The sequence below is a fragment of the Arthrobacter sp. NPDC089319 genome (genome assembly GCF_040684925.1).
Taxonomy (GTDB): domain Bacteria; phylum Actinomycetota; class Actinomycetes; order Actinomycetales; family Micrococcaceae; genus Crystallibacter.
This window is the reverse complement of sequence record NZ_JBFBGZ010000004.1, coordinates 100,035-124,726: the sequence shown is the minus strand read 5'-3', so window position 1 is coordinate 124,726 and position 24,692 is coordinate 100,035. Positions and strand designations below refer to the sequence as shown.

The window sequence follows — 24,692 nt, the reverse complement described above, 5'->3', positions numbered from 1 at the left end:
CCGCAGCTAGGAGCTGTGGCATCTGTGAGTAGTGAATCATCGCTGGAACGCCGGCTGGGCGGGGTGGACGCCACCACCGTGGGCGTGGGCTCCATGATCGGCGCGGGCGTCTTCGTGGTTTTCACTCCGGCCGCCGCAGCCGCCGGACCCTGGCTGCCGCTGGCGCTGGCCATCGCCGGCTTCGTGGCCTACTGCAATGCCAGCGCCACCGCGCAACTGGCCACCCTCTACCCCACCAGCGGCGGCGCCTACATCTACGGCCGGAAGCGTCTGGGTGAATGGCCCGGCTTCCTGGCCGGCTGGAGCTTCGTCACCGGCAAAATCGCCTCCTGCGCGGCCATGGCGTTGACCTTCGGCATCTACGTTTTCCCCGAGTACGCCACCGCCGCCGCCGTAGCCGCGGTGGTGGTGCTGACGTCGGTCAACCTGCTGGGCATCACGAGGACCGCCTGGGTGACTCGCTGGATCGTGGCTTTCGTGGCCGCCATCTTGGTTTTTGTGGTCGTGGTGGCGTTCGACGCCGATCCCATCGGCGGCCCGGCGACGGCGGCCGAATTTTCCCCGTACGGAGTCCTGCAGGCCGCCGGGCTGTTCTTCTTCGCATTCGCCGGCTACGCACGGATTGCGACCATGGGCGAAGAAATCCGCGAACCAAAGAAGCTGATTCCGCTGGCCATCTTCTCCGCGCTATTGATCACGTTCGTGCTCTACGTGCTGATCGGTCTGGGCCTGCTGCGCTATCTGGGACCGGAACTGCTGGCGATGACCGAGGCCCCCCTGCACGCGGTCATGGAAGAGGTCGGCGGCGGCGTGGGCACCACGGCCATTGCCATGGCCGCCGCCCTGGCCAGCCTCGGCGCGCTGCTGGCCTTGATCGCAGGCATCGGCCGGACCACCTTTGCCATGGCCCGGGAAGGCGACCTGCCCCGGGTGTTCAGCAAGGTGGGGACGCGCTTCAAGGTTCCGTGGGCGGCGGAACTGGTGGTCGCCGCCGTCGTCATTTTCCTGCTGCTCACCCAGGATGTGCTGGCCGTGGTGGGCTTCTCCAGCTTCGGAGTGCTGATCTATTACAGCGTGGCCAATGCAGCCGCCCTGACTCTGGACGAGCGGCCGTGGCATGCGCCGAAGCTGCTGAACGTTGCCGGGCTGGTCGGTTGCCTGGTCTTGGCCTTCACGCTGCCGTTTACCTCGGTGGTGCTGATGGTGGCTGTCCTCGGCGCCGGCGTGGTCGGCCGCGCCGCCCTGGCGCCGGTCCGCCGTCGGCCCGGCGCCTAAGCACCAACGTCGTCGGGCCGGTCGCCTTGCTGCCGACGCTCGTGCACCGGCATCAAGGCTGCGGCTCACCGACGCAGGGAACGTCCGAGGTCAGTGCGCGGCGTGCGTGACCTGCGGAACCAAGTCCTCGGCCGGCGGCGTCCAACTGGCGGGATCGGCAGCGTGCTGGTCGCCGGAACGGATGTCCTTCACCTCATGGCTGTGACTGCCGTCCTCTGCCACCGAGGTAAACCACACGAACGGGATGCCGCGGCGGTCGGCGTACTTAATCTGCTTGCCGAACTTGTCCGCTTTGGCGGCCACTTCCACGCTGATGCCGCGTTTGCGCAGCTGGCCGGCCACGTCCTGGGCCTGCGACCAGCTGTCCTCGTTCGCCAAGGTGACCAGCACCGCCGTCGGGACCTGCCGCGACGCGGTGGCGAACTCCTGGCCCAGGATCCGCATCACCAGCCGGGTCACGCCGATGGAGAGCCCGACGCCGGGGAAGGTGCGGTTGCCCTTGGTGGCCAGCGCGTCATACCGGCCGCCGGAGCAGATGGAGCCGAGCTGTTCGTGGCCCACCAGCACGGTCTCGTAGACGGTGCCGGTGTAGTAGTCCAGCCCGCGGGCGATGCTCAGGTCGGCCATCACCTTGCCGGGGGCGCGCCGGTGCGCCTCGCCGATGACTTCCTCCAGCTCGGCCAAGCCGGTTTCCAGCAGTTCGTGCTCGACGCCGAGGGCCCGCACCTGCTCCACGAAGGACGTGTCTTCGGTGCGAATGGAGGCCAGCTTCAGCGCAGCCTGCGCCTGATCGTCGGTGGCCCCGAGCTCTTCCTGGAGCAGCGCGGCAACCTTTTCGGGGCCGATTTTCTCCAGCTTGTCGATGCTGCGCAGGACGCCTGCGGTATCGGTCAGGCCGATGCCGCGGTAGAAGCCCTCGGCGAGCTTGCGGTTGTTCACGCGCAGCTTGAAGTCGGGGATGGGCAGCGCGCCGAGGGCCTCGACGATCACCAGCGCCAGCTCCACGTCGTAGCGGAACGGCAGCTCGCCGTCGCCCACCACGTCGATGTCCGCTTGGGTGAACTCGCGGGCGCGGCCCTCCTGCGGACGCTCCCCGCGCCATACCTTCTGGATCTGGTAACGACGGAACGGGAAGGCCAGGTGGCCGGCGTTCTCCACCACATAGCGTGCGAACGGCACGGTGAGGTCGAAGTGCAGGGCCAGCTTGTCATCGCCCTTGCCCTCGGCTTCGTCGGCCTGCAGTCGGTGCAGGCCATAGACCTCTTTATCGATCTCGCCCTTGCGCAGCAGCTGGGCCACGGTTTCGACGGCGCGTGTCTCGATGGAGGAGAAGCCGTGCAGCTCAAAAGTCCGGCGCAGGGAATCCAGCACATGAAGTTCCACGAGCCTCTCCTGCGGAAGCCATTCCGGGAAGCCTGACAGCGAGGCCTTGCGTGCCATACGGACGTATCTCCTAGTAGATGAGGGATCAAGAAGCGGGTCGTTCTGAAGCCGGCGACCGCGCGGCGGCACTGAATCGCTAAACTGGCTGCTGGACCATTTTAAGGCCTGCAACGGCAGCGGAACCAAACAGCCCTGCCGGTGCGGCCCCGCTGGCGGGGCGGACCCAGTCAGCGTAGACCAGGAGGAGCATTGGCACGGAACAGTCCGGACCGCGAGGCCCGGCGGCGTATTGCCAGGATGGAAGCCAAGCGCGACCTGCGCCGGGAGCAGCAGGCGCGGCGCAAGCGGGACAACATTGCCGCCGGCGTGGCCATCGCGGCTTTGATAGCCGGCGCCGTGGCCCTCCAACTGACCGTGTTCGCCGCTAACCCCACCCCGTCCGAGATGGAGCAGGTCCGCCAAGGCCTCGAGGACCCCGCAGCCGCGCCCTCGCCGTCGGCCTCCGCCAACGCAGCCCACATTCCCTCGCCGGAGGTCGCCGCCGGTAAGACTTTCAGCGGCACCATCGCGACCAATGAGGGCGATATCGGCGTGGAACTGGATGGCAAGGCAGCTCCCCAGGCGACGGCGGTCTTCAGCACCTTGGCGAAGGACGGGTTCTTCGAAGGCAAAACCTGCCACCGGCTCACCACGGCCACCAGCATGGGCGTGCTCCAGTGCGGTTCAGTGGACGGCGCCGGCAGCGGCGATCCCGAATATCAGTGGGGACCGGTGGAGAACACCCCCGAGGACGGCGTCTACCCGGCGGGCACCATCGCCGTCGCCCGCGGTGCCGATACCTACAGCAACGGGACGCAATTCTTCATTGCGTGGAAAGATTCGACGATCCCGCAGGATACCGGCGGCTACACGATTATGGGTAAGGTAACCGAAGGGCTGGACGTGATCGAGCAAATTGCGGCCGGCGGCGTCGAGGATGCCAATAGCCAGGACGGCCCGCCTAAAATACCGGTAACAATTAAGTCGTTCACCCTTCAGTGAGCCCAACACCACGACGGTGCCGCCTCTACCGGCGGCCCCGGACACAAGCGAAAGAGTTCTAGCGGTGACACCTAGTCAACAATCCGACGAAACAGCGCCGACCACCGAGACCGAGCAGGCCGCGGCCACTTCGGCACCGGCTCAGCAGGCGCCGGCTCAGCAGGCGCCGGCCGAGCAGACCCAGGCTGAGCAGGCGCAGGCCGAGGCAGTACCGGCTCCGGCTGTGCAGGCGCAGGCTGAGGCAGTACCGGCGCAGGCTGAGCAGGCGCAGGCTGTGCAGGCGCAGGCTGTGGCAGAACCCGCTCCGGCTGAGCCCGCGCAGGCCGAGCAGACCCAGGCTGAGGCAGAACCGGCCCCGGCCGAGCAGTCTCAGGAAGCGGCCGCTCCGGAAGCACCGGAACCCGCAGCTGCCGAACCGCAGGCTTCCTCCGAAGCGGCCCCGGCCGTCCCCGAAGCTCCCAGCCAGGCCCCGAGCCCGGCCGCCAAGCCGACGCCGAAGCCCATGCCCGGACCGAAGCCAACGCCGGCCGCTATGCCCGGTAAGAGTGCTGCTGGCGCTCCGGCACAGCAGGTCATCCCGGCCCCGGCGGTCGCCTCGACGCCGTTGTCCGAGGCGTCCAAATGGGCCCGGGTAACCGACGACGGCCACGTATTCCTGCTCATCGACGGTCAGGAACACCCGGTCGGGCAATATCCGGACACCACCAAAGACGAGGCGCTGGCGTACTTTGTGCGCAAGTACGACGACGTCGCGGCCCAGGCGGCTCTGCTCGAGCAGCGGGTGGAAGCCAAGGCCCCGTCCACCGACATGCACAAGACCCTGGAGCATCTGAAGGCCCAGACGGCCGAGCGCCACATGGTGGGCGACGTGCCCGCCCTGGAGGCCCGGTTGGAGGCACTCGGCGCTGCCATCAGAGAACTGCAAAAGTCCGAGAAGGCCGGCCAGGAGGCCCAGCGCTCGGCTGAACTGGCTGCCCGAGAGGCCATCGTCGCTGAGGCCGAGGAGATTGCGGGCAAGGATCCGTCGTCGGTGCAGTGGAAGACCAGCAGCGCCCGCATGAACGAGCTCTTCGACGCTTGGAAGTCCGCCCAGAAGAACGGCGTCCGGCTGGGGCGCAGCACAGAGGACGCACTCTGGAAGCGGTTCCGCTCGGCCCGCACGGTCTTCGACCGGCACCGCCGCGCATTCTTCAGCCAGCTGGACAGCGACAACGCTGCGGCCAAGGCTGCCAAGGAAGCCCTGATCGCCCGCGCGGAAGAGCTGTCCAGCTCGACCGACTGGGGCCACACGGCCGCCGAGTACCGCAAGCTGATGGACGACTGGAAGGCTTCCAAACGCGCGAGCCGCAAGGACGATGACGCGCTCTGGACCAGGTTCCGTGCAGCCCAAGACAAGTTCTTCGCTGCACGCCAGTCCGCCAATGAGGCTATCGACCAGGAGTTCTCCGCCAACTTGGCAGTCAAGGAGGCGTTGGTAGCCGAGGCGCAGGCGCTGCTGCCCGTGACCGACCTGGCCGCGGCCAAGAAGTCATTGCAATCGATCCGCGACCGCTGGGAGGAAGCCGGAAAGGTTCCCCGCGGCGACATGCAGCGGATCGACGCCGGCCTCCGCAAGGTCGAGGATGCCGTCAAGTCGGCCGAGGACGACCACTGGCGACGGACGAACCCGGAAACCAAGGCCCGCACCAACAGCGCGCTGTCCCAGCTCGAGTCGGCCATTGCCGGGCTCGAGGACGATCTGGCACAGGCCGAACGCGCCGGAGACCAGCGCCGGATCACCGCCGCACGCGAGGCCCTGGATGCGCGCCGCCAGTGGCTGGACACCCTCCAGCGCTCTGCAGAAGACTTCTCCTAGCCGCCAAGCCCTACACAACCGGAGGGGCCGGGACCGCTTTCCACAAGGCGGTCCCGGCCCCTTCGGCTGTCGTGTGCCGTTTGGCATGCTGGCTGGCATGGTCCTTCACCTCTCCCCTGCATGGCCGGCTGGTTCTGCGGCGCAGGCGCCGCCGGCTGTGCTGCGTCCCGGATATCCGTTCAGTCGCAGCGAACTCGAGTGCATGCGGTTGGACGGCCTGTTGGTCAACGTCTACGGATCGGGGTTTGCGTTGCCATGGGACCAGATCACGCCGCGGCACCGAGCGTCTGCGGCCTTTTTCAGCCTGCCCGAGCAGGTTCGTCGGAAGGTGGTGCTGGGGAGGTTGACGGCTGCGTGGGTATACGGCTGCGCCCCGGAACCCGAAAAGCTCTCGGTACTGCTGGACCACCGGCATCGGGCAATCTCGCAGGGCCGCTACCGTCCGGCCCTGATCCATGAAGTGACGCTGGGCCCCTTGGATACGGTGACCATTGGCGGCGTCCCGGTCAGTACCCCGTTGCGGACCGCACTGGACGTGGCACTGCACGCCCCGGAACCGGATGCGGTCAGTGTCTTGAGCGCGCTGGGCGGAGCCAAGGGACTCGGTTGCCGGCTGGACGTCATCAGGCAGGCCATCGAGGCACGGCCCAGGTTGCCGGGCAAGGCCCGTGCGCTGCAGCGTCTTAACGCAGCGATGGGCGCGGACCGGTAGCCGGCATGTTCCGCCCGGCGCAGCCAAGGTCCACGCGCCGGACGCTCCGCCGCGCGCGGGCCAGTGCGGGCTGCAGCACCGGGTCAGCGGCGCTGTGACCCCGAGGTGCGGTAGACGTCGTACACGCCGTCGATGCGCCGGACGGCACTGAGGACGTGGCTCAGATACTTCGGGTCGCCCATCTCGAAGGAGAACCGCGATATGGCCAGCCTGTCGCTTGAGGTATGCACCGTCGCGGAGAGGATGTTGACGTGGTTCTCGGCCAATACGCGGGTGACGTCGGAGAGCAGGCTCTTGCGGTCCAGCGCCTCCACCTGGATCTCCACCAGGAACACGCTGGACTGCGTGGGCGCCCAGGCGACGTTGACCATGCGGTCGGGGCTTTCCCGCAGCTCGGCCACGTTGCGGCAGTCGGAGCGGTGTACGGAGACGCCCGAACCTCGGGTGACGAAACCGACGATCGGATCCGGCGGAACCGGCGTGCAGCACCGGGCCAGCTTGACCCAGACATCGCCCACACCGACCACGGTGACCCCGGAATCGGGATGCTTCGGCCGCTTGACCACAGTCGAAATGGACGGTTCGGATTCCTCGACAGCTTCCTGTCCGCCGAGCAGGCCCACCAGATGCTCGATGACGTTTTGCGCGGAGGTATGGCCGTCGCCCACCGCGGCATACAGCGCCGACACATCCGCGTGATGCAGTTCCTGGGCCACCGACATCAACGCGTCATGCGTCATCATCTTCTGCAGCGGCAGATTCTGCTTCCGCATGGCGCGGGTGAGATGTTCCTTGCCCTTTTCGATTGCCTCTTCGCGGCGCTCCTTGGTGAACCATTGGCGGATCTTGTTCCGCGCCCGCGGGCTCTTGACGAAGCCCTGCCAATCCTGGCTCGGACCAGCGCCCTCGGCCTTGGAGGTGAAAATCTCCACCCAGTCGCCGTGGTTGAGCTCGCTGTTAAGCGGTACCAGTTTGCCGTTGACCCGGGCGCCGATGGTGCGATGGCCCACCTCGGTATGCACCGCGTAGGCAAAGTCCACCGGCGTTGAGCCGGCCGGCAGCGCCATGACTTCGCCCTTGGGCGTGAAAACGAAGACTTCCTTCGCGTTAATCTCAAACCGGAGGGAGTCCAGGAACTCGGCCGGATCACTGGTCTCCTGCTGCCAATCGATCAGGCTCCGGAGCCAACCCATGTCGCCGCCGTCGGCCGTGCCGCCGCGGGCAATGTCCTTGTACTTCCAGTGCGCCGCAACGCCGTACTCGGCGCGGCGGTGCATCTCGTGGGTACGGATCTGGATTTCTACCGGCTTGCCGCCCGGGCCGATCACCGTCGTGTGCAGAGACTGGTACATATTGAACTTGGGCATGGCGATGTAGTCTTTGAACCGGCCAGGCAGCGGGTTCCACCTCGAATGCAGGGCGCCCAGCGCAGCGTAGCAGTCGCGGACGGTGTCCACCAGCACGCGGATGCCCATCAGGTCGTGGATGTCGTCGAAGTCCTTACCCCGCACAATCATCTTCTGATAGATGGAGTAGTAGTGCTTCGGCCGGCCCGTGATCGTGGCCTTGATCTTGACCGCACGCAGATCATCGCCGATCTTGGTGCGCAGGGTGGTCAGGTACTTCTCGCGTTCGGGGGTGCGCTCCCCCACCATCCGCACGATCTCCTCGTAGACCTTGGGGTGCAGGGCCGCGAACGAGAGGTCTTCCAGCTCCCACTTGATGGTGTTCATGCCCAGCCGGTGGGCCAGCGGCGCGAAGATCTCCAGCGTCTCGCGGGCCTTCTTGGCTGACGACTCCGGGGACACGAAACGCCAGGTGCGGGCATTGTGCAGCCGGTCGGCCAGTTTGATCACCAGGACGCGGATGTCCTTGGCCATCGCCACGACCATTTTGCGCACGGTCTCCGACTGGGCCGCGTCGCCGAACTGCACCTTGTCCAACTTGGTGACGCCGTCCACCAGCATGGCGACCTCTGGGCCGAACTCTTTCTTCAGCGTGTCGAGGGTGTATTCCGTATCCTCGACGGTGTCGTGAAGCAGCGCGGCGGCCAGCGTCGTGCCGGTCATGCCGAGTTCGGCCAGGATGGTGGCGACGGCCACCGGGTGCGTGATGTACGGATCGCCGCTCTTGCGCTTCTGGCCGCGGTGGCTGCGCTCTGCCACAACGAAGGCGCGCTGGATCAGGTCGAAGTCCTCGCGCGGGTTGTTCGCCCGGACGGTTCGCAACAGCGGCTCGAGGATCGGCGAATAGCCGGATCCTCCTCTGCCGGCCAACCGGGCCAGCCGGGACATGGTGCGTTCCCGGCGGCCCGGGAACGCGTGTCGGACCGGTGCGGTAGCCGGAGCTTCCTTGGCCGCAGGCACCTCGGCAGAACCAGAATCCGGCTTCGCGCCGCTATCACTGGCCTGCTCTGTCGACCTGAGGTTCTCGGCCAATCCTGCCCGCCTTCCGACTTGTCCTGGCACTGCCGCTGGCGTCGATTATTCCGGCCGCCGGCCTCAGCACCAACTCAATGTTGTACCGCAACGTCCAGTCTATGCCCGCTGGTACTGCCCGGCACCCGGAGCGGTGCCGGGCGGCGATGGCCGCAGAAGCCGGGTTAGACGGTGACGGCCTCGTTGCGGCGTCGTTCTTCGACCCGCTTGGCCTGCTTGACCAGCGCCGGTTCTTTGACCCGGATCCGTGCATACATCGGCGCAGCGATGAAGATGGTGGTGGCGGCGCCGATGATGATGCCGATGAACAGCGCCAGCGACAGGTCCTTCAGCGTTCCGGCGCCCAGAACGAACGCGCCGATGAACAGAATGGCGGCAACCGGCAGGACGGCCACCACGGAGGTGTTGATGGACCGGACCAGGGTCTGGTTCACCGCAAGGTTGACCTCCTCAGCGAACGTCCGCCGGGTGGACGTGTCCAAGTCCTTCGTGTTCTCACGGATCTTGTCGAAGACCACCACGGTGTCGTACAGCGAGTACCCCAAGATGGTCAGGAAGCCGATAATCGCCGAGGGCGTCACCTCGAAGTCGCTGAGCGAGTAGATGCCGGCGGTCAGGACCAGCACCACCACCAGCCCGCTGAGCGCGGAGACGGACATCTTCCACGTCCGGAAGTACAGCGCCATCATGAAGGCCGCCAGCACAACGAACACCACCAGGCCCCAGAGCGCCTGCCGGGTCACGTCTGCGCCCCAGGTGGGACCGACGTACGAGGAGGTCACTTCGTTGGCTTGCACGCCGTAGGCGCCAACCAGTTCATCGCGCAGTTGCAGAGTCTGGTCATCGTCCAGCCGTTCGGTCTGGATCCGCATGGTGCCGGGCGCGATGTTGGTCACCCGAGGATCGGACTCCGAGGCGACCTTGGCCACGGCAGCTTCGCCCGGTCCGGCGTCGGTGTTCTGAACGTTGGACACCGTGAACTCGGAACCGCCGCGGAAATCGATGCCCAGGTTAAAGCCGCCCTTGACGAACGGCACCACGATGGAAAGGAGAATGCCGACGATGGCGATGGCGAACCAGACCTTGTACTTGCCGACAAAGTCATAGGAGCGCTTGCCGGTGTAGAGGTCGTTACCCCACTTAGCAAAGTTGGCCATTAGTTGCTCTCCTTGTTGGCGCCGCGGCCTGCGCCGCTGGTCGCCTGCTGCTTCTCGGCCGCACGGCGTTCGGCGATGGTCTGGCGGCGGCCCGCTTCGGCAGCTGCCGCGGTGTTCTTGGCACGGACCGGTGCTGTGCGTTCGCCCGGCTGGCGCACGCGCCCTGCCCCTCGGTACAACGGCACCGCGCCCAGCAAGCGCGGATCCAGGCCGGAGAACCGATGGCCCTCGCCGAAGAACTTGGTCTTTGCCAGCAGCACCATGGTCGGATGGGTGAACAGGAAGACCACCAAAAGGTCAGCCACCGCGGTCAGGCCCAGGGTGAAGGCGAAACCTCGCACGTTGCCCACTGCCACGAAGTACAGCACGACGGCGGCCAACAGGTTGACTGCCTTGGAAGCCAACACAGTCTGCCGGGCACGCTTCCAGCCGTTGTCCACCGCAGATACCAGGCCGCGGCCTTCGCGCAACTCATCGCGGATGCGTTCGAAGTAGACGATGAACGAGTCGGCGGTCTGGCCGATGGCCACAATCAGGCCGGCCACACCGGCCAGCGAAAGCCGGTAGTTTTCCGTCCAGCCTAAAATCGCGATCGCCAGATACGTGATGAGGCCCGCCACCACCAGCGACGCTATCGTGACGAAGCCGAGCGCCCGGTACTGGAAGAGCGAATAGCCCGCGACCAGCACCAGACCGATGACACCGGCGATCAGGCCCATCCGCAACTGGTCGGCGCCCAGCGTGGCGGAAATCTGCTGCTCGCTTTGGATCTCGAAGCTGATCGGCAGCGCGCCGTACTTCAGCTGTTCGGAAAGGCCGCGCGCGGACTCTTCGGTGAAGTTGCCGGTGATCTGCGGTTTGCCGTCCGGGATGACGGCATTGGTCGTCGGCGCGGAGATGACCTTGCCGTCCAGCACAATGGCGAACTGGTTCCGGGCTCCGGAGAGTCCGAACAGCCGCTCGGTGACGGCCTTGAAGGTTTGGGTGCCTTCGCCGTTGAACTCGATGTTGACTGCCCACTGGTTCAGGGTCTGGCCCTGCTGGCCGCGGGTCTGGCCGAAGCTGGAGTCGGAAATATCGGTGCCGGGCACTTCCACCGGTCCGAGGATGTACTTCATCCCGGTGTCCGGTTCACAGGCCACCATCGGCTTGGCCGGATCGGCAGGCTGGGTTTCGTCAGCCGCAGCGGCCGGGTCAAGGCACTCGAGCGCCTCGAATTCCTGATAGAGCTCGGGCGTGATCCAATTCGGGTCGCTGAAGTTCTCCGGCTTGCCCGTCGGCTTCGGAATATCCTTCACCGGCGTCCGCTCTGCTTCGGGAACGGCCGCTCCCGACGCAGAGGTCAGGACCGGCCGGAACTCCATGTCCGCGGACGCCTGGATCAGTTCACGGGTGCGCTGGTCCGGAATACCGGGCAGGCTGACCACCACATTGCGCCCGGACTGTGTGGTGATTTCCGCTTCTGCCACGCCGGAGCCGTCAACGCGCTGGCGGATGATCTCCACGGCCTGGTTCAGTTGCTCGCCGGTGATCTCGCCCCCGGAGCCCTGGACCTTCGGGGCCAGGATCATCTGCGTGCCGCCCTCAAGGTCGAGCGCCAACTTAGGCGCCCAGCTCGCTTGGTTGGTGAAGACACCGCTGCCGAGGATGACGGTACCGGCGGCAAGCAGCACACCGAGCCAAATAAGTGTCCGCCGAGCAATGCTGGTGGAACCGGATCGTGCCATGGAAGATCTTTCTCTCATCGACTCAGGCGGCCGGCGAAACCGGCCGGTACACGGCGAAGTGGCGGGGGCATGCCCCGCCACTGCACGCCGATGCGGCTAAGCCGTCGCTGGCCTACTTGGTGTCTTTGTTCTGCTCTTCGTTGAGGCGCTTCAGGGTCTCCTCGGCGGTTTCCTCCGGCCGGTCGGCCTGCTCAGCGGTCAGCGAAGAGGCATCGTCCGGGACCTCGGGGGTCTCCGGCGTCACCACTTCGTTTACCGCCTGCGTGTGCACCGTGGCGGTGTTGCCCGGAGACAGTTCGAGGACCACCTTGTTGTTGTCGGCGTCGACGGAAACGACGGTGCCGAAGAGACCGAACTGGGTCATCACCTCGGTGCCGGGAACCATCTGTTCCTTGAGACGCTCAGTCTTTTCGCGCATCTGGGCCTGGACCTTCTTCTGCTTGCGGAACATGAAGAAGATCAGCAGCGCGAAAACAGCGAACAGGCCGATGGTCATCACATCGATGCCACCGCCGGACTGCTGCTGGGTATTGGTAGCAGCGAAGAGATTTACGAACACAGGAAATTTCCGTCCTAGAAGTCTGGGGCGGACCGGCAGGAGATTCCGGACCGTATACGCAGCCTGCCGTGTTCCTCACGGAACGGCGCACTCCGCACGTTCCTACCATTCTACGCGGTGACCGCGCTTACACGGCCACTTCAGTTATCGGCGAAATCCGTGTCCGGTTCCAGCAGTTCCGCGAGCAGGTCCCCGGACTGTCCCGCGGCCAGATGATCCGGCACCGCCAGCCCCAGATGCCGCCAGGCGGCAGCAGTGGCGATCCGCCCGCGCGGCGTCCGGCCCAGCAACCCTTCCCGGACCAAGTAGGGTTCGGCCACTGTCTCTACCGTCTCGGTCTCCTCACCGACAGCAATGGCCAGCGTGGACAGGCCGACCGGTCCGCCACCGAACTTGGTGATCAGCGCGGTCAGCACCGAACGGTCCAGCCGGTCCAGGCCTCGCTCGTCGACCTCGTACATGTCCAGCGCAGCCGCTGCCGCCCGGGAATCGATTTCGTCGATCTTGTGCACCAATGCCCAGTCCCGGACCCGGCGGAGCAGACGGTTGGCGATGCGGGGCGTGCCGCGGGAGCGGCCGGCAATCTCCGAGAACCCTGCTGAGCTCACCTTCAGGTCCAACAGCATCGCCGAGCGGCGGAGCACCAGTTCCAGCTCTTCGACCGCGTAGAACTCCAGGTGCCCGGTGAACCCGAACCGGTCGCGCAGCGGACCTGGGAGCAGCCCGGCCCGGGTGGTGGCTCCGACCAGCGTGAACGGGGGCAGATCAAGCGGGATGGCTGTGGCGCCGGCGCCCTTGCCCACCACGATGTCCACCCGGAAGTCTTCCATGGCCATGTACAGCATTTCCTCCGCCGGACGCGACATCCGGTGGATCTCGTCGAGGAAGAGGATTTCCCCTTCGGTCAACGAGGACAGGATCGCCGCCAGGTCGCCGGCGTGCTGGATCGCCGGACCGGAACTGATCCGGAGCGGCGCGTTCATTTCCGCAGCGATGATCATCGCCAGCGTGGTCTTGCCCAGCCCGGGCGGACCGGACAGCAGGACATGGTCGGCCGTCCGCTCGCGGATCCGGGACGCTTCCAGCACCAGCGACAACTGCTGCCGGACTCTCGCCTGGCCCACGAAATCATCCAGGTTCTTGGGCCGCAGCGCCGATTCGACGGCCCGCTCTTCGGCCTCCGAGGCGGTGGAGACCAACCTGTTCTCCCCGGCGTCCTCGAGCACGCTACTTCACTCCCGCAGGGCGCCGCGCCGAGCCGGTCCGGGCACCGTCCTGCCCGAGCCGCCGCAGCGTCAGCCGCAACAGGTCGCCCACCTGGCCGGCGGCGGCTGCCTCCGGATTCTCCTCGGCGGTGGTGTCCACGGCCGCCGCGGCGTCCTTGTCCGACCAGCCCAGGCCGGAGAGCGCCTGCTGCACCTGGCCCTTCCAGCCGGCAGCCTGCTGCGGAGCCACTTCGCCGGTCGGCACCAGCTTGCCGGCCAGTTCCAGCACGATCCTGCCGGCGAGCTTCGGCCCGATGCCGGGCACCTTGCTGAACGCCTTGTTGTCGCCGTCCGCGGCGGCAATCCGCAGGGCTTCGGGCGAGTGCACCGACAGCGCCGCCAGGCCCAGCCGCGGGCCAACGCCGCTGACCGAGATGAGGGTCTCGAAGACTTCCCGCTGCGCGGCGTCCTCGAACCCGTACAGCGTCATGGAGTCTTCGCGCACAATCATGGTGGTGGCCAACCGGGCTTCCCTGCCGACGAACAGCGTGCCAAGGGTCTGCGGCGTCGCCTGGACGAGCATGCCGAATCCATTGACGTCGATCACGGCCGAGTTCAACCCCACCTGGGCGACGACGCCGCGCAACGAGCTAATCATGATCCAACTCCCACTTCCGGCACTGGCTGCTGTCCGGAGCCCGCTTCCCGGACCCGGGCACGGGAGGGATTGTCCGAACATATTTACGAATAGCTTACGGGGCGGCGCCGACATTACCGGCAACCGCCACGCCCCTTGGCAGCCTTCGCGCCGGGCCGCACCGGTCGGCTCAGCGGCGGTTGCGCTTGGCCTTTGCTTCGGCTTCCGCCCAGAGCCTCTGGGCGGCCGTCATGCCGCCGCCCGCGGCCGGCTTCGCTGCGCCGCCGCGCCACGCGTGCGTGATCGCCAACGCCAGCGCATCGGCGGCATCGGCCGGACGCGGCGGAGTGTCCAGCCGAAGGATCCGGGTCACCATTTTCGTCACGGCCGCCTTGTCCGCTTGCCCGTTGCCGGTGACCGCGGCCTTCACCTCGGTGGGTGTGTGCAACGCGACGGCAATCCCCCGCCGCGCTGCTGCGGTCATGACCACACCGGACGCCTGCGCCGTACCCATCACCGTACTGACATTGGTCTGGCTGAAGACGCGTTCGACGGCGAGCACGTCCGGGGCGTGGGCATCAAGCCATTCGTCGATGGTCTCGGCAATCTTCAGCAGGCGCAGTTCCAGCGGCATGTCCGGAGTGGTCCCGACGACGCCCACTTCCACCAGGGTGGAGCGGCGGTTCGGCTCGACGTCGACCACGCCCAGGCCGCACCGGGTCAGGCCGGGGTCCACGCCCAGTACGCGCAAGGCGGTCGCCGACGCTCTGACCGAGGTCAGTCGTTCTCGAGTTCGGCGAGAACGTCCTGGCTGATGTCGGCGTTGGAGTAGACGTTCTGCACGTCGTCCAGGTCCTCCAGGGCGTCGACCAGCTTCAGGAACTTCCGCGCGGCATCGGCGTCGAGCTCCACGGCCATGGAGGAGACGAACTCGATTTCATCCGTTTCGTACTCGATGCCGGCTTCTTCCAGGCCTGCCACCACGGCGCGCAGGTCGGTCGGGTCGGAGTGGACCTCGAAGTTCTCGCCTTGTTCCTTGACTTCCTCGGCGCCGGCGTCCAGCACGGCCATCAGCAGGTCGTCCTCGGTGAGCTCGTTCTTGGGCAGGGACACCACACCCTTGCGGGCGAACATGTAGGAGACCGAACCGGGGTCAGCCACGGTGCCGCCGTTACGGGTGATAGCCAGGCGCACCTCGGAGGCGGCGCGGTTCTTGTTGTCGGTCAGGCACTCGATCAGCACGGCGGAGCCCTGCGGTCCGCGGGCTTCGTAGATGATTTCGGTGTAGTCGATGGTTTCGCCGGTGAGGCCGGCGCCGCGCTTGATGGCGCGGTCGATGTTGTCGTTGGGCACCGAAGTCTTCTTGGCCTTCTGGACGGCCAGTTCCAGCCCGGGGTTTCCGGACATATCGGCGCCGCCGGCGCGGGCCGCTACCTCAATGTTCTTGATCAGCTTCGCGAACGACTTGGCGCGCCGGGCGTCGATCACGGCCTTCTTGTGCTTGGTGGTCGCCCACTTAGAGTGTCCGGACATGCTTAGGCCTCTCCTCTGACGATGCGGATGAATAGTTCGTGGATGCGGCGCTCCCCCGTCACTTCCGGGTGGAAAGAAGTCGCCAGCAAATGCCGCGAACGCACTGCCACAATTCTAGCTGTCCCGTGCAAAGTCCCGTGGGACGCGGGTTCCACGGTGGCCAGGACCTCCACGCCGTCGCCCACCCGTTCCACCCAGGGCGCACGGATGAAAACGGCGTGCACGGGCGCCGGATCCTGGTCCGGGGACGGTGCGCTGAACTCCAGCCCGCGGAAGTCCAGATCCGTTTCAAACGACTCACGCTGCCGGCCGAAGGCGTTCCTCCGCACCGTAATGTCGAGGCCGCCGAGGGTCTGCTGGGGCTCGCCCTTGAGGTCGGTGGCGGGATCCGCGATCTCCTGGGCCAGCATGATCATGCCCGCGCAGGAGCCGTAGACGGGCATCCCCGCCTCGATCCGCTTCTTCAGCGGATCGGCCAACTCGAAAATCCGGGTGAGCTTGTCGATCGTTGTGGATTCCCCGCCGGGTATGACCAGCCCGTCCACGGCATCCAGTTCGCCCGGCCGGCGCACCGGCATCGCTGCGGCGCCGCTGTGTTCCAGGGCGGATATGTGTTCGCGGACATCGCCCTGCAGGGCGAGCACACCAATCGTGACCACGGTGAAGATTCCTCGGATTCGGTATCGGGCCGCGCGCGTGGCGGCCGTACGGAAAAACAGTAATACCAACCGGTCCTGCGGTGTTAAACCGCGCCGGCCGCTGCTGTGCGGCACGCCACAACCCATCGTGGACGACGGCGGGGCGGTGCCGTCGGCTTGTATAGTCTCTACTCATGCGACACCTCCTTGCGACCGTTGCCGGAAAGGCCGTGAAGGCGGTAGCCAGGCTCCGCGGCGGCGGCTCCGCGCTGCCCGGCCTGGTGGCCGAGAAAATCGATCCGCAGTTCCTGCCCCGCACCCTCGGCAAGCTGCCACGCGGCGTCGTCGTGATCAGCGGGACGAACGGCAAGACCACCACCACCAAAATGGTGGTGGAACTGCTGCAGGGCCAGGGCCTCAAGGTGTTCACCAACCGCACCGGCAGCAACTTCACCCGCGGAGTAGTGGCTTCGGTATTGGGCGATTCGGACGCCCGCGGCCGGCTGGATGCGGACATCGCGGTGCTGGAACTGGACGAAGCCCACGCCGTGCACTTCGTCAAACTGGTTCGGCCGCGCTACAGCCTGCTGCTCAACGTCATGCGGGACCAGCTGGACCGTTTTGGCGAGATTGAGACAACGGCGGGTTTCCTCCGCCAGATCGCCGCAGCCACCACCGACGCCGTGGTGCTCAACCGCGAAGATCCGCGCATTCTGGCCCTGGCCACCGCCGTGGCCGCGCCCCGGGTCGAGTACTTCGGCCTGGCCCCGCAACTGCGCCACATGTTCCCGCACGACGACGAGATGCGGAACGCCGTAGCCGCCGTCGTTCCCGGGGCCGAGGCCGCCGTAACCGGTGAAGGCCAGCCCGAGGGGCCGCGCGCCGACGTCGTGCTTTCCGCCTGCGAAGGTTCCGCCGCCACCTTCCAGGTGGACGGACGCGGGATCGAGGTGGAACTGAAACTGACCGGGGTCTACAACGTGTTCAACGCCGCCGCGGCGCTGGTGCTGGCGCGCACCGTGCTCGGTCCCGCCGTGGACGAACCGGCGCTGCTGGCGTCGCTGGAGAACGTCACGCCGGCATTCGGGCGCGGCGAGTCACTCACCGTCAACGGCCAGCCGCTGGATCTGGTTCTGGTGAAGAACCCGGCCGGCTTCCGGCTCGCGCTGAAGTCGTTCCCGGCCGCGGGCACCCGGACCATGATAGCGATCAACGACAACTACGCCGATGGCCGGGACATGTCCTGGCTCTGGGACGTGGACTTCGATTCGCTGCGCGAGACCGGCGTGGCCGAGGTCAGCGGTGTCCGGGCCCAGGACATGGGACTGCGCCTCTTCTACGAGGACGTTCCCGTGGGACGCTTTGGCACGGACCTGAATGCATCGCTGCACCGGTTTATCGCCGACGATCCCGATACGCCCAAGCGCATCTACTGCACCTACACCGCCATGCTGGCGCTGCGGCGCGAGCTGAGCAAACTGACCGAAGTGGAAGTGGTCTCCTGATGGACGCACCCGTGATCGACCTGCTCCAGCTGTACCCGCGGGACATGAACATTTACGGCGACTGGGGCAACGTCCTGGTCCTGCGCAAGCGGCTGGCGCTGCGCGGTTATGACGTGCGGCTGCATGAGTACAACCCCGGCGACACGTTTCCCGAGCAGGTTGACCTGCTGGTGGGCGGCGGCGGCCAGGACTCAGGCCAGGACAAGATCCAGTCAGATCTGCTGGCCCAGGGCGGCAGGCTCCGCGAACTGGCCGACGACGGCCTGCCCATGCTGGCAGTGTGCGGCCTCTACCAACTGTTCGGCCACCGGTTCACCACCCACACCGGCGAGGTGATCACCGGCATCGGGCTGCTGGATGCCGAAACCGTTGGCGGACCCACCCGGCTGATCGGCAACACGGTGCTGGAAAGCGACGAATTCGGCACCATCATCGGCTACGAGAACCACAGCGGCCTGACCACACTGGGTGCCGAGGTCCAGCCGTTCGGCCGGGTGACCAAGGGCGACGGCAACAACGGCACGGACGGAACCGAGGGCGCCCGCTACCACAACGTCATTGCCACCTACCTGCACGGATCTCTGCTGCCGAAGAACCCGGCCGTGGCCGACTATCTGATCCGGCACGCGGCAGAACGGCGTTACGGCAGCTTCAACGATGTGCAGCTGGACATTCCACATGAGGCAGAGGCCCGGACCGACGCGGCGGCGCGGCCCCGCTAAGGCTCATGGCCGGGATCGTTGCACCCAGTCGATAACGGGACGCTCAGCCTGCGTTCAAGTCCTCACTCGTCGCCCAGCAGCCATTCACGGGCGACGTCGCCGGCGGCACCCATCGACTCGATGGTCGCCTTGGTCCGGTCCCGGCTGTCCGCATCCGCCGCTTCGGAGACGCACCACTCCCCCGACTCTGCAGCTGCCTCCAAGGCATCGGCCGAGACCGGGCACCAGCGATGCTCTGGACCGGCGAACGTGGCCGGCAGCCAGTCAAGCCGCGCTACCTCCCAGGATCCGCCGTCGTCATGCTGCGCAAATTGCGCGCGGACCATCAGCCCCTCGGTGTTGAGGATGTTGGGCGTTGCGTGGGCTGCGATGGTGTTGCCCAGCCCGTAGACAATCCAGCTGCCGTTGTAGCGTTCCATCGGCTGAACCGAGTGGCTGTGGTGTCCGTAAATCAGCGAGAATTCGCCGCTGTCGGCCAAAGCATGGGCCATCTGCTGCTGGTGCGGGTTGGCGTAGTCCGTGTATTCGTCCCCGGCATGGATGGCGCCCAGCACGATCTCCGCGCCGTCCGCCCGGGCCTGTTTGGCCTTGGCGATCATCACCTGCGGATCCAGCATGTCCACCTGCCACGGTGCGTCCGGCACCAATCCGTTCAGCGAGAACGCGCCGGTAATGACGGCTACACGCGCGGCCGGAGTGTCCAGGATCAGCACGTCGCCGGACTCGGCTTCACTGCGGTAGGACCCGGTGTGCGCCAGGCCGCGGGCGTCGAGCGAGGCCAGGGTCCGTTCCAGACCGGCGCTGCCGTAGTCGAACGTGTGGTTGCTCGCGGTGGTGCAGGCGTCGTAGCCCACTGCGGTCGCGGCATCGAGGATCTGCGGCGGTGCATTGAACACCGGATAGCCGGAATACGGGCCGCCTTCTTCCGCCAGCGGCGTTTCCAACTGGCAGATCGCAAGGTCGGCGGTGTCCAGGTATCGCTGCTGGGCGGCCAGAATAGGTTCGAAGTCCAGGCCCCGCTTGCCCGTCCGCCGGGCATCTGCGGCCGCCTGCTCCCAGAGCGCTTCATGCAGCAGCAGGTCCCCGGTCATCGCCACGGTGGCGCAGCGCTTTCCGGGACAGTCCGGACCCGCGCCGGCCGTCACCTCCGGGACGGGGCCCGTGGTGGAGGACGACGGCGGTGCCTCCCCCGCGGCGCCGCTCCCCTCTGTGCCGCGGTCTTCCGTGCCGGTCAACGCGTCCGGCCCGGCGGACTCGGCTGCGGATTCGGTTCCCTCCGGACGGCCGTGATCCGAGTCTGCGCCGCTCGGCCCGCCGGTACAGCCGGCCATGAGCAGGGCCGCGACCATCAGGGCAGCCAGCTTCTTGGCCAGCGGGATCGTGGCCCGCACCCATCCCTGGTCCGGGCCGCGCCCCCGTGCCTCCCCTCCGATCATGCCGCCAGTGTAATCCGGCCCTTGGCCTCGAACACGGCGGCACGGCCGGACTGGCGCTGACCTGCCGGGTTACGCGACTCCCCGCCGGACGGGCGAAGACCTGCCGAGATGCGCGTCATTTCAGTACATGGAGATCGGGGTCAGCTCGCCGGTTCTTCGACCGGCGCCGGAATCTTGCGGGGAATGAACAGCGCAGCGACGAGGCCAATGACGCCCACAACCACCAGAACAATCGTCGAAAGCGCGTAGTTCGCGCCGGGAGTGGACGCGATGCCGGCTACGAGTATGGTGCCCGCGATCGCTGTGCCGAGAGAGGAGCCGAGGTTGGAGACGCTGCGGGACAGTCCAGAGATCTCGCCCTGCTTTGACTCCGGAAAACTCGACTGCACCACGTTCACCGAGGGGGTGAGCATCAGGCCGACGCCCAGGCCCGTGAGCAGCAATCCGGGCGCAAATGCCCAGGCGACCTGCGTGCCCTGCACGATCCATAGTCCAAGCAACATGCCGGCGGCCGTGAGTGCGAAGCCGGCAACGATGAGTGTCCGCTGGGCGAACTTCTTCGACAGCGGTCCGGCAGCCAACGACGACGCCAACAGGCCGATCGTTGCGGCGGTGAAAATCACGCCCGTCTCGATGGCGTTGTAGCCCCGTACCACCTGCAGGAAACTGGCGACCACAAAGGAGAACCCCAGCAGCATCAGCCACTGCGCGTTCTGCGTGATCAGCCCAAGGTTCGACGTCCGGTTGCGGAACAGGCTGAGCGACAGCAGTGGTTCCTTTCCAGAGCGCTCCTTTGCCCGCACCGACACGAAGAATCCCACCAGCACCAGCACGCCGGCACCGAGCAGGGTGAGCATCAGTAAGAGGCTGTTGTCCGCGGCCAGGATCCCCATGACGATCAGGATGAGGCCTCCGGCAGAGAGAACTGCGCCCCGCACGTCGAACTCGCGGGTCGGATCCGGCGGAAGCGGATCCTCGATGCTCCGGCTGAGCAGCACGATCACCACAATGATGAGGGCTTGGAAGACAAACGCGGCGCGCCAACTGATGGCGGACGTGATCAGGCCACCGATCAAAGGGCCGGCCGCGGATCCGATGCCGCCCATGGCGCTGATCGCGCCGAATGCCTTGGCACGGGAGCCCAGATCGTGGAACAGCATGGTGGTCAGGATGTAGACCGGCGGGATCAAGAGCGCGGTGCCGATGCCCTCAAGGATGGAGTTGCCCAGGATCAGCACGGGGAGCCCTGGCGCGATCGCACTGATCAGTGCGCCGACGCCGTACACCATGAGCCCGAGCAGGAACAGCCGCTTGCGGCCGTAGCGGTCGGTGAGTTTGCCACCGGGAATCATTAACGCGGCCATGACCAGCAGGAAGATCGTGATCGCGACTTGGATGCCCTGCACAGTGGTGTCAAGATCCTTGCTCATGTCGTTGATCATCACGTTCATGTTCGAGCCGGCGAAGCTGCAGATGAATTGCGCGAGTGCAAGGGGGAGCAACACTCCCCGCGTCCGGGTTCGAGCAGTCGGCTCAGTCATGTCCATGTCCCGTCATCGCTTGAAAAATTCCGCCGCTAGGCCCCAAAGTACGGCGCACGGGTGCCATCAGGATCACCCAGAAAGGATGAGGAAACTCAGCCGGGGCCGGTGAAGACTTGCTGAGGGTGGGCCGGGTGTCCGGTGACATAACCGAGTCGCCACCGGTGCACCGCTTGAGGGAGGACCACCATGGCAAGCGATACAGCTGGGCGGACCACCGGTCCGGGGCGATCCGTCGACCCGGATTACAACGTTGGGGCCGCGGGGACGATCCTCTTCGCTGGGATCATCATGATCGTGGCTGGGGCCTTTCACATAGTTCAGGCATTGGTGGCACTGTTCAACGATCAGTTCTACGTGGCCGGTGAGGAGTACATTTACAGGTTCGACCTGACCTCGTGGGGCTGGATCCACCTGCTCGGAGGGGTGCTCTTGGTGCTCGGTGGGATTTTCTTGTTCCGGGGCGCCATGTGGGCTCGGATTCTGGCGGTAGTGCTGGCGTCGCTCAGCGCGATCCTGAATTTCATGTGGCTCCCGTATTACCCGTTGTGGGGCGCCATCATCATCGTCCTCGACGTGGTCATCATCTGGGCGGTCATGGCTCATCCCCGGGACCTGCGGTACGCCACCCAGTCCTGAAGCCGCTGGTTTGGTATCGAGCGCGGGTGGGTTCGTTGGACGACGCCCGACTATCGGAGGAGTCCAGGGGTCGGCAGAGGGCCTCCTCAACCGCCGGGCCAAGATCATTCGGCCGGGGTGATGCCCCGGCCGCGCAGGGAAAACTACTCTGGCCAGGTCCCGGTTGGCCAATCAGATTGCAAGGGTGATGTTCGTGGCAACAAGAGAAGTGCACGGCCCCATCGACTTCGTGTTGATCGAGTTTCCAGTGGACAAGACGGGCAGCGGCGCCACCGTCGCGGCCCTGATGGACCTGATTAATCGGAAGGTGGTCTGGGTCTACGACCTCCTGATCATTAGGAAAGACGCGGACGGTTCCAGCTCAGGCGTCGAACTGACAGAAGACGTTACCGAGGGCTTGGAAGGATTCGCGTCGCTTGCCTCGGTTCGTTCGGGCCTTTTGGGCGACGATGAAATCGCCGAAGCAGCGTCTGCGATGGAACCTGGTACCGTCGCGGCGCTCATCGTCTACGAGAATCTGTGGGCGATTCCTTTCATTACCGCCGCACGCGACGCCGGCGGAGACGTCATCGCGAGTGCGCGCATTCCCGCCGAGGACGTGACGGCCGCGCTGGACGCGTTGGAATCCGATTCGACGGTCTGAGGAGGACGCAGACATGGGACTGTTACGAGGAGTGGCTCGCACGGCAGTGGTCGCCGGGACAGCGACGGCTGTGAGCGGTCGTGTACAGCGCCGCCAACAGGCGCGCTGGGATGCCCAAGAGCAGCAGCAGTATGAGCACCAGCAATATGAGCAACAGCAACAACAGCAGTACGCGCAGCCACAACAGGCGTACGTGCAGCCACAGTATGAGACAGCCTCCGCGCAAGCAGCGGCGCCGGCCGCCGATCCATTGGAGCGGCTCAAGGCTTTGGGCGATCTCAAAGCGCAGGGACTGCTGTCCGAGGCGGAATTCGAGGCGCAAAAGGCGAAGATCCTGGCCGGCTGAAACGAGCGGGCTGACCCGCTCATCGCCAAAAAGCGTGCCCTGCTGACTCCGGTCGGCAGGGCACGACGACGTGTGGCTCCGTCGGCAGGGCACGAGGACGTGGGGCTCCGGCAGGGCACGACGACGTGTGGCGCCAGTTCTGTTGAGGTCCCCAAAGCCTCGAGCCGGCTACGCTCGGCCGATCAGCGGGCCGATGAGAAAGGTCAGGGGTTCGGCGGAACCGGTACTTCGGCGGAAGCCTCCGGAGAGGCCATCGACCCCGCTGGCGGAGTCCCGATGAACTCGATGATCGCGATCACGACCACCACGATGATCGCTATCGTGATGACCACGCCGATCGTGGGCTCTGACCAGAAGACGAGCACCAGGCCGCCGACAATGACCGTGGCGATCCAGAGCAGCCGCTTGTACCGGTAAATCCAGTTGCCCACCCCGCCGGTGCGCATGCCCGCCGACTCCGCCGATCCGCGCAGCCGGGCGATCCCCCGAGACGCTGAGGCACGCGCCCGGACAGCGGAGGCGGAGGTGCCGGTGAAGTACGCGGCTATGGCCACCACCAACGCAATCACCGCAGTGAGGCGCAGTGAGTCACGCAGGAAGCGCACCAGGGTGTCGTAGACCAGCCCCGCCGAATCCCGCGACAGCACCACGCCCGGCAGCGCCTGAAGGTAAGCGATGCGGGCCACCGCCAGGGCAATCCCCAGTGCAAGCATCGCCGCCACGACGCCGAGCGCACCCCACATCACGGCCCGGGCGCGGTGACGCGCCGCCAACACTCCCGCGACGAACAGGATGCCGAAGATGATCGGCAGCCAGATGCTGAGAGCGTTCAATACCCGGTAAGCGCTCTGTGCTTGGGTGACGGCGTCCGACTGCACCAGCTCGTAGGAGGTGTTCACGTTGGGGATGTTCTGCGCCAGGCCGAACCCTTCGGCCACGAGCCGCTCCTTCACCTGCGCAATGATCGGCCCGAGATTGACCGAGATCGTGTCATTCTGGGCGCTGATGGCTCCGCCCTGGTTGCCTTCCAGCAACTTCACCAGGTTCTGGTGAGCGATTTCATTTGAGCGGTCCCAGACGGTATCGAATTGCGGGCTGCTGATCGTTTGCTGAACACGACTGTGTACGAAATTTTCGATCCCGGAGATCATTGGCTGTTGCAGGGCTGTCAGCGCTGCTTGGGCCCGCGGAGGCAGCCCCAGGTTTGACACCGCGTTGAACGCTTCGTCGGTGACGGCCTCCAGATCCACGTGGGTAAAGATGACCTCGGTGACGGCGTCGGTCAGGTCCGCCTGCACAGACGGGTCGTTGATCAGCGGACTAACGGTTTCAACATATCTGTCGGTGTCGGACACCACGCTGCCCGCCCATACCCCCACCACCGAGATCGGAGCGAGCACACATGCCAGCGTGAGCAGCACCGCTGAGCCGATTGATCTCCAACGATGCCGTTCCTCGGCAGGGGCGTGCGCGCCGCCCGGCGCACGGACACGTTCGGCCTCAAGCTCGGCCACCCGGGCCCGCAGCCGTCGTAGCTCCTCGGCATCGGTCATTCCTGGATCCGTCATCGCTGGCTCCGTTCAGGCGCGCTGTCGTCAGGCGGGCACTATCGCCTCAGGATTCATCCGTGACTTCAGTCTCCCGCCGGGACACCTGCGTGCTCATCATCTGGCAAGGATGAAATAGTGAACCAAATTCGC

The 24,692-nt window shown here is 66.1% G+C and carries 22 protein-coding genes; 9 read left to right on the top strand and 13 right to left on the bottom strand.

The window, feature by feature from the left end:
* Window positions 1-24: 24 nt before the first annotated feature.
* Window positions 25-1,275, top strand: coding sequence for an APC family permease (locus AB0N75_RS07415; protein WP_364647310.1), 1,251 nt, complete (start codon window positions 25-27; stop codon window positions 1,273-1,275).
* Between the two features lie 90 nt (window positions 1,276-1,365).
* Here AB0N75_RS07415 and hisS read toward each other — a convergent pair whose 3' ends face one another.
* Window positions 1,366-2,715, bottom strand: a complete 1,350-nt coding sequence (gene hisS / locus AB0N75_RS07410) for a histidine--tRNA ligase (protein ID WP_364647307.1) — start codon at window positions 2,713-2,715, stop codon at window positions 1,366-1,368.
* 192 nt (window positions 2,716-2,907) lie between these two features.
* Between hisS and AB0N75_RS07405 the strand changes: the two genes are divergently transcribed.
* The 3 genes from AB0N75_RS07405 to AB0N75_RS07395 all read left to right on the top strand — a co-directional run bounded on the left by AB0N75_RS07405 (window position 2,908) and on the right by AB0N75_RS07395 (window position 6,266).
* Window positions 2,908-3,699 carry a peptidylprolyl isomerase gene (locus AB0N75_RS07405; RefSeq protein ID WP_364647304.1) on the top strand — a complete coding sequence of 264 codons (792 nt, stop codon included), beginning with the start codon at window positions 2,908-2,910 and terminating at the stop codon, window positions 3,697-3,699.
* A 274-nt stretch (window positions 3,700-3,973) separates the two neighbouring features.
* Window positions 3,974-5,554: a DUF349 domain-containing protein gene (locus AB0N75_RS07400; RefSeq protein WP_364647889.1), complete on the top strand. Its 1,581-nt coding sequence runs from the start codon at window positions 3,974-3,976 to the stop codon at window positions 5,552-5,554.
* Between the two features lie 202 nt (window positions 5,555-5,756).
* Window positions 5,757-6,266, top strand: a complete 510-nt coding sequence (locus AB0N75_RS07395; RefSeq protein WP_364647301.1) for a type IV toxin-antitoxin system AbiEi family antitoxin — start codon at window positions 5,757-5,759, stop codon at window positions 6,264-6,266.
* Between the two features lie 83 nt (window positions 6,267-6,349).
* Here AB0N75_RS07395 and AB0N75_RS07390 read toward each other — a convergent pair whose 3' ends face one another.
* The 9 genes from AB0N75_RS07390 to pdxT form a co-directional block, all read right to left on the bottom strand.
* Window positions 6,350-8,560 (bottom strand): bifunctional (p)ppGpp synthetase/guanosine-3',5'-bis(diphosphate) 3'-pyrophosphohydrolase, encoded by a 2,211-nt coding sequence (locus tag AB0N75_RS07390; RefSeq protein ID WP_364647886.1) that lies wholly within the window; start codon window positions 8,558-8,560, stop codon window positions 6,350-6,352.
* 308 nt (window positions 8,561-8,868) lie between these two features.
* Window positions 8,869-9,861, bottom strand: a complete 993-nt coding sequence (secF, locus tag AB0N75_RS07385; RefSeq protein ID WP_364647298.1) for a protein translocase subunit SecF — start codon at window positions 9,859-9,861, stop codon at window positions 8,869-8,871.
* Window positions 9,861-11,588 carry a protein translocase subunit SecD gene (gene secD / locus AB0N75_RS07380; RefSeq protein ID WP_364647295.1) on the bottom strand — a complete coding sequence of 576 codons (1,728 nt, stop codon included), beginning with the start codon at window positions 11,586-11,588 and terminating at the stop codon, window positions 9,861-9,863. Before secD ends, secF begins: the two co-directional genes overlap by 1 nt.
* 112 nt (window positions 11,589-11,700) lie before the next feature.
* Window positions 11,701-12,147 (bottom strand): preprotein translocase subunit YajC, encoded by a 447-nt coding sequence (gene yajC / locus AB0N75_RS07375; protein ID WP_364647292.1) that lies wholly within the window; start codon window positions 12,145-12,147, stop codon window positions 11,701-11,703.
* Window positions 12,148-12,287: 140 nt separating this feature from the next.
* Entirely contained in the window at window positions 12,288-13,346 is a 1,059-nt protein-coding gene (ruvB, locus tag AB0N75_RS07370) for a Holliday junction branch migration DNA helicase RuvB (protein ID WP_364647883.1), read from the bottom strand.
* A gap of 28 nt (window positions 13,347-13,374) precedes the next feature.
* Complete coding sequence (ruvA, locus tag AB0N75_RS07365; RefSeq protein WP_364647289.1) at window positions 13,375-14,010, bottom strand: Holliday junction branch migration protein RuvA; 636 nt, start codon at window positions 14,008-14,010, stop codon at window positions 13,375-13,377.
* A gap of 169 nt (window positions 14,011-14,179) precedes the next feature.
* Window positions 14,180-14,740 carry a crossover junction endodeoxyribonuclease RuvC gene (ruvC, locus tag AB0N75_RS07360; RefSeq protein WP_364647286.1) on the bottom strand — a complete coding sequence of 187 codons (561 nt, stop codon included), beginning with the start codon at window positions 14,738-14,740 and terminating at the stop codon, window positions 14,180-14,182.
* Between the two features lie 26 nt (window positions 14,741-14,766).
* Window positions 14,767-15,522: a YebC/PmpR family DNA-binding transcriptional regulator gene (locus tag AB0N75_RS07355; RefSeq protein ID WP_364647283.1), complete on the bottom strand. Its 756-nt coding sequence runs from the start codon at window positions 15,520-15,522 to the stop codon at window positions 14,767-14,769.
* A gap of 2 nt (window positions 15,523-15,524) precedes the next feature.
* A complete protein-coding gene (pdxT, locus tag AB0N75_RS07350) occupies window positions 15,525-16,199 on the bottom strand; it encodes a pyridoxal 5'-phosphate synthase glutaminase subunit PdxT (RefSeq protein WP_364647880.1) in 675 nt (224 codons plus the stop codon).
* 155 nt (window positions 16,200-16,354) lie between these two features.
* On the opposite strand from pdxT, the gene AB0N75_RS07345 reads away from it, so the two are divergent.
* A complete protein-coding gene (locus AB0N75_RS07345; protein ID WP_364647280.1) occupies window positions 16,355-17,665 on the top strand; it encodes a MurT ligase domain-containing protein in 1,311 nt (436 codons plus the stop codon).
* The gene (locus tag AB0N75_RS07340; protein WP_364647277.1) at window positions 17,665-18,387 is read left to right on the top strand and encodes a glutamine amidotransferase; all 723 of its coding nucleotides are present in this window, start codon (window positions 17,665-17,667) and stop codon (window positions 18,385-18,387) included. The genes AB0N75_RS07345 and AB0N75_RS07340 overlap by 1 nt, the downstream gene beginning before the upstream one ends.
* 62 nt (window positions 18,388-18,449) lie before the next feature.
* Here the strand turns inward: AB0N75_RS07340 and AB0N75_RS07335 are convergent, their stop codons facing one another.
* The gene (locus tag AB0N75_RS07335; RefSeq protein ID WP_364647274.1) at window positions 18,450-19,823 is read right to left on the bottom strand and encodes a CapA family protein; all 1,374 of its coding nucleotides are present in this window, start codon (window positions 19,821-19,823) and stop codon (window positions 18,450-18,452) included.
* Between the two features lie 140 nt (window positions 19,824-19,963).
* Entirely contained in the window at window positions 19,964-21,364 is a 1,401-nt protein-coding gene (locus AB0N75_RS07330) for an MFS transporter (protein WP_364647271.1), read from the bottom strand.
* A 189-nt stretch (window positions 21,365-21,553) separates the two neighbouring features.
* On the opposite strand from AB0N75_RS07330, the gene AB0N75_RS07325 reads away from it, so the two are divergent.
* The 3 genes from AB0N75_RS07325 (at window position 21,554) to AB0N75_RS07315 (ending at window position 22,992) form a co-directional block, all read left to right on the top strand.
* Entirely contained in the window at window positions 21,554-22,003 is a 450-nt protein-coding gene (locus AB0N75_RS07325) for a hypothetical protein (protein ID WP_364647268.1), read from the top strand.
* A 193-nt stretch (window positions 22,004-22,196) separates the two neighbouring features.
* Entirely contained in the window at window positions 22,197-22,646 is a 450-nt protein-coding gene (locus AB0N75_RS07320; protein ID WP_364647265.1) for a DUF6325 family protein, read from the top strand.
* 13 nt (window positions 22,647-22,659) lie between these two features.
* Window positions 22,660-22,992: an SHOCT domain-containing protein gene (locus AB0N75_RS07315; RefSeq protein ID WP_364647262.1), complete on the top strand. Its 333-nt coding sequence runs from the start codon at window positions 22,660-22,662 to the stop codon at window positions 22,990-22,992.
* A gap of 203 nt (window positions 22,993-23,195) precedes the next feature.
* Here the strand turns inward: AB0N75_RS07315 and AB0N75_RS07310 are convergent, their stop codons facing one another.
* Window positions 23,196-24,560 carry a hypothetical protein gene (locus tag AB0N75_RS07310; protein ID WP_364647259.1) on the bottom strand — a complete coding sequence of 455 codons (1,365 nt, stop codon included), beginning with the start codon at window positions 24,558-24,560 and terminating at the stop codon, window positions 23,196-23,198.
* Between the last annotated feature and the right edge of the window lie 132 nt (window positions 24,561-24,692).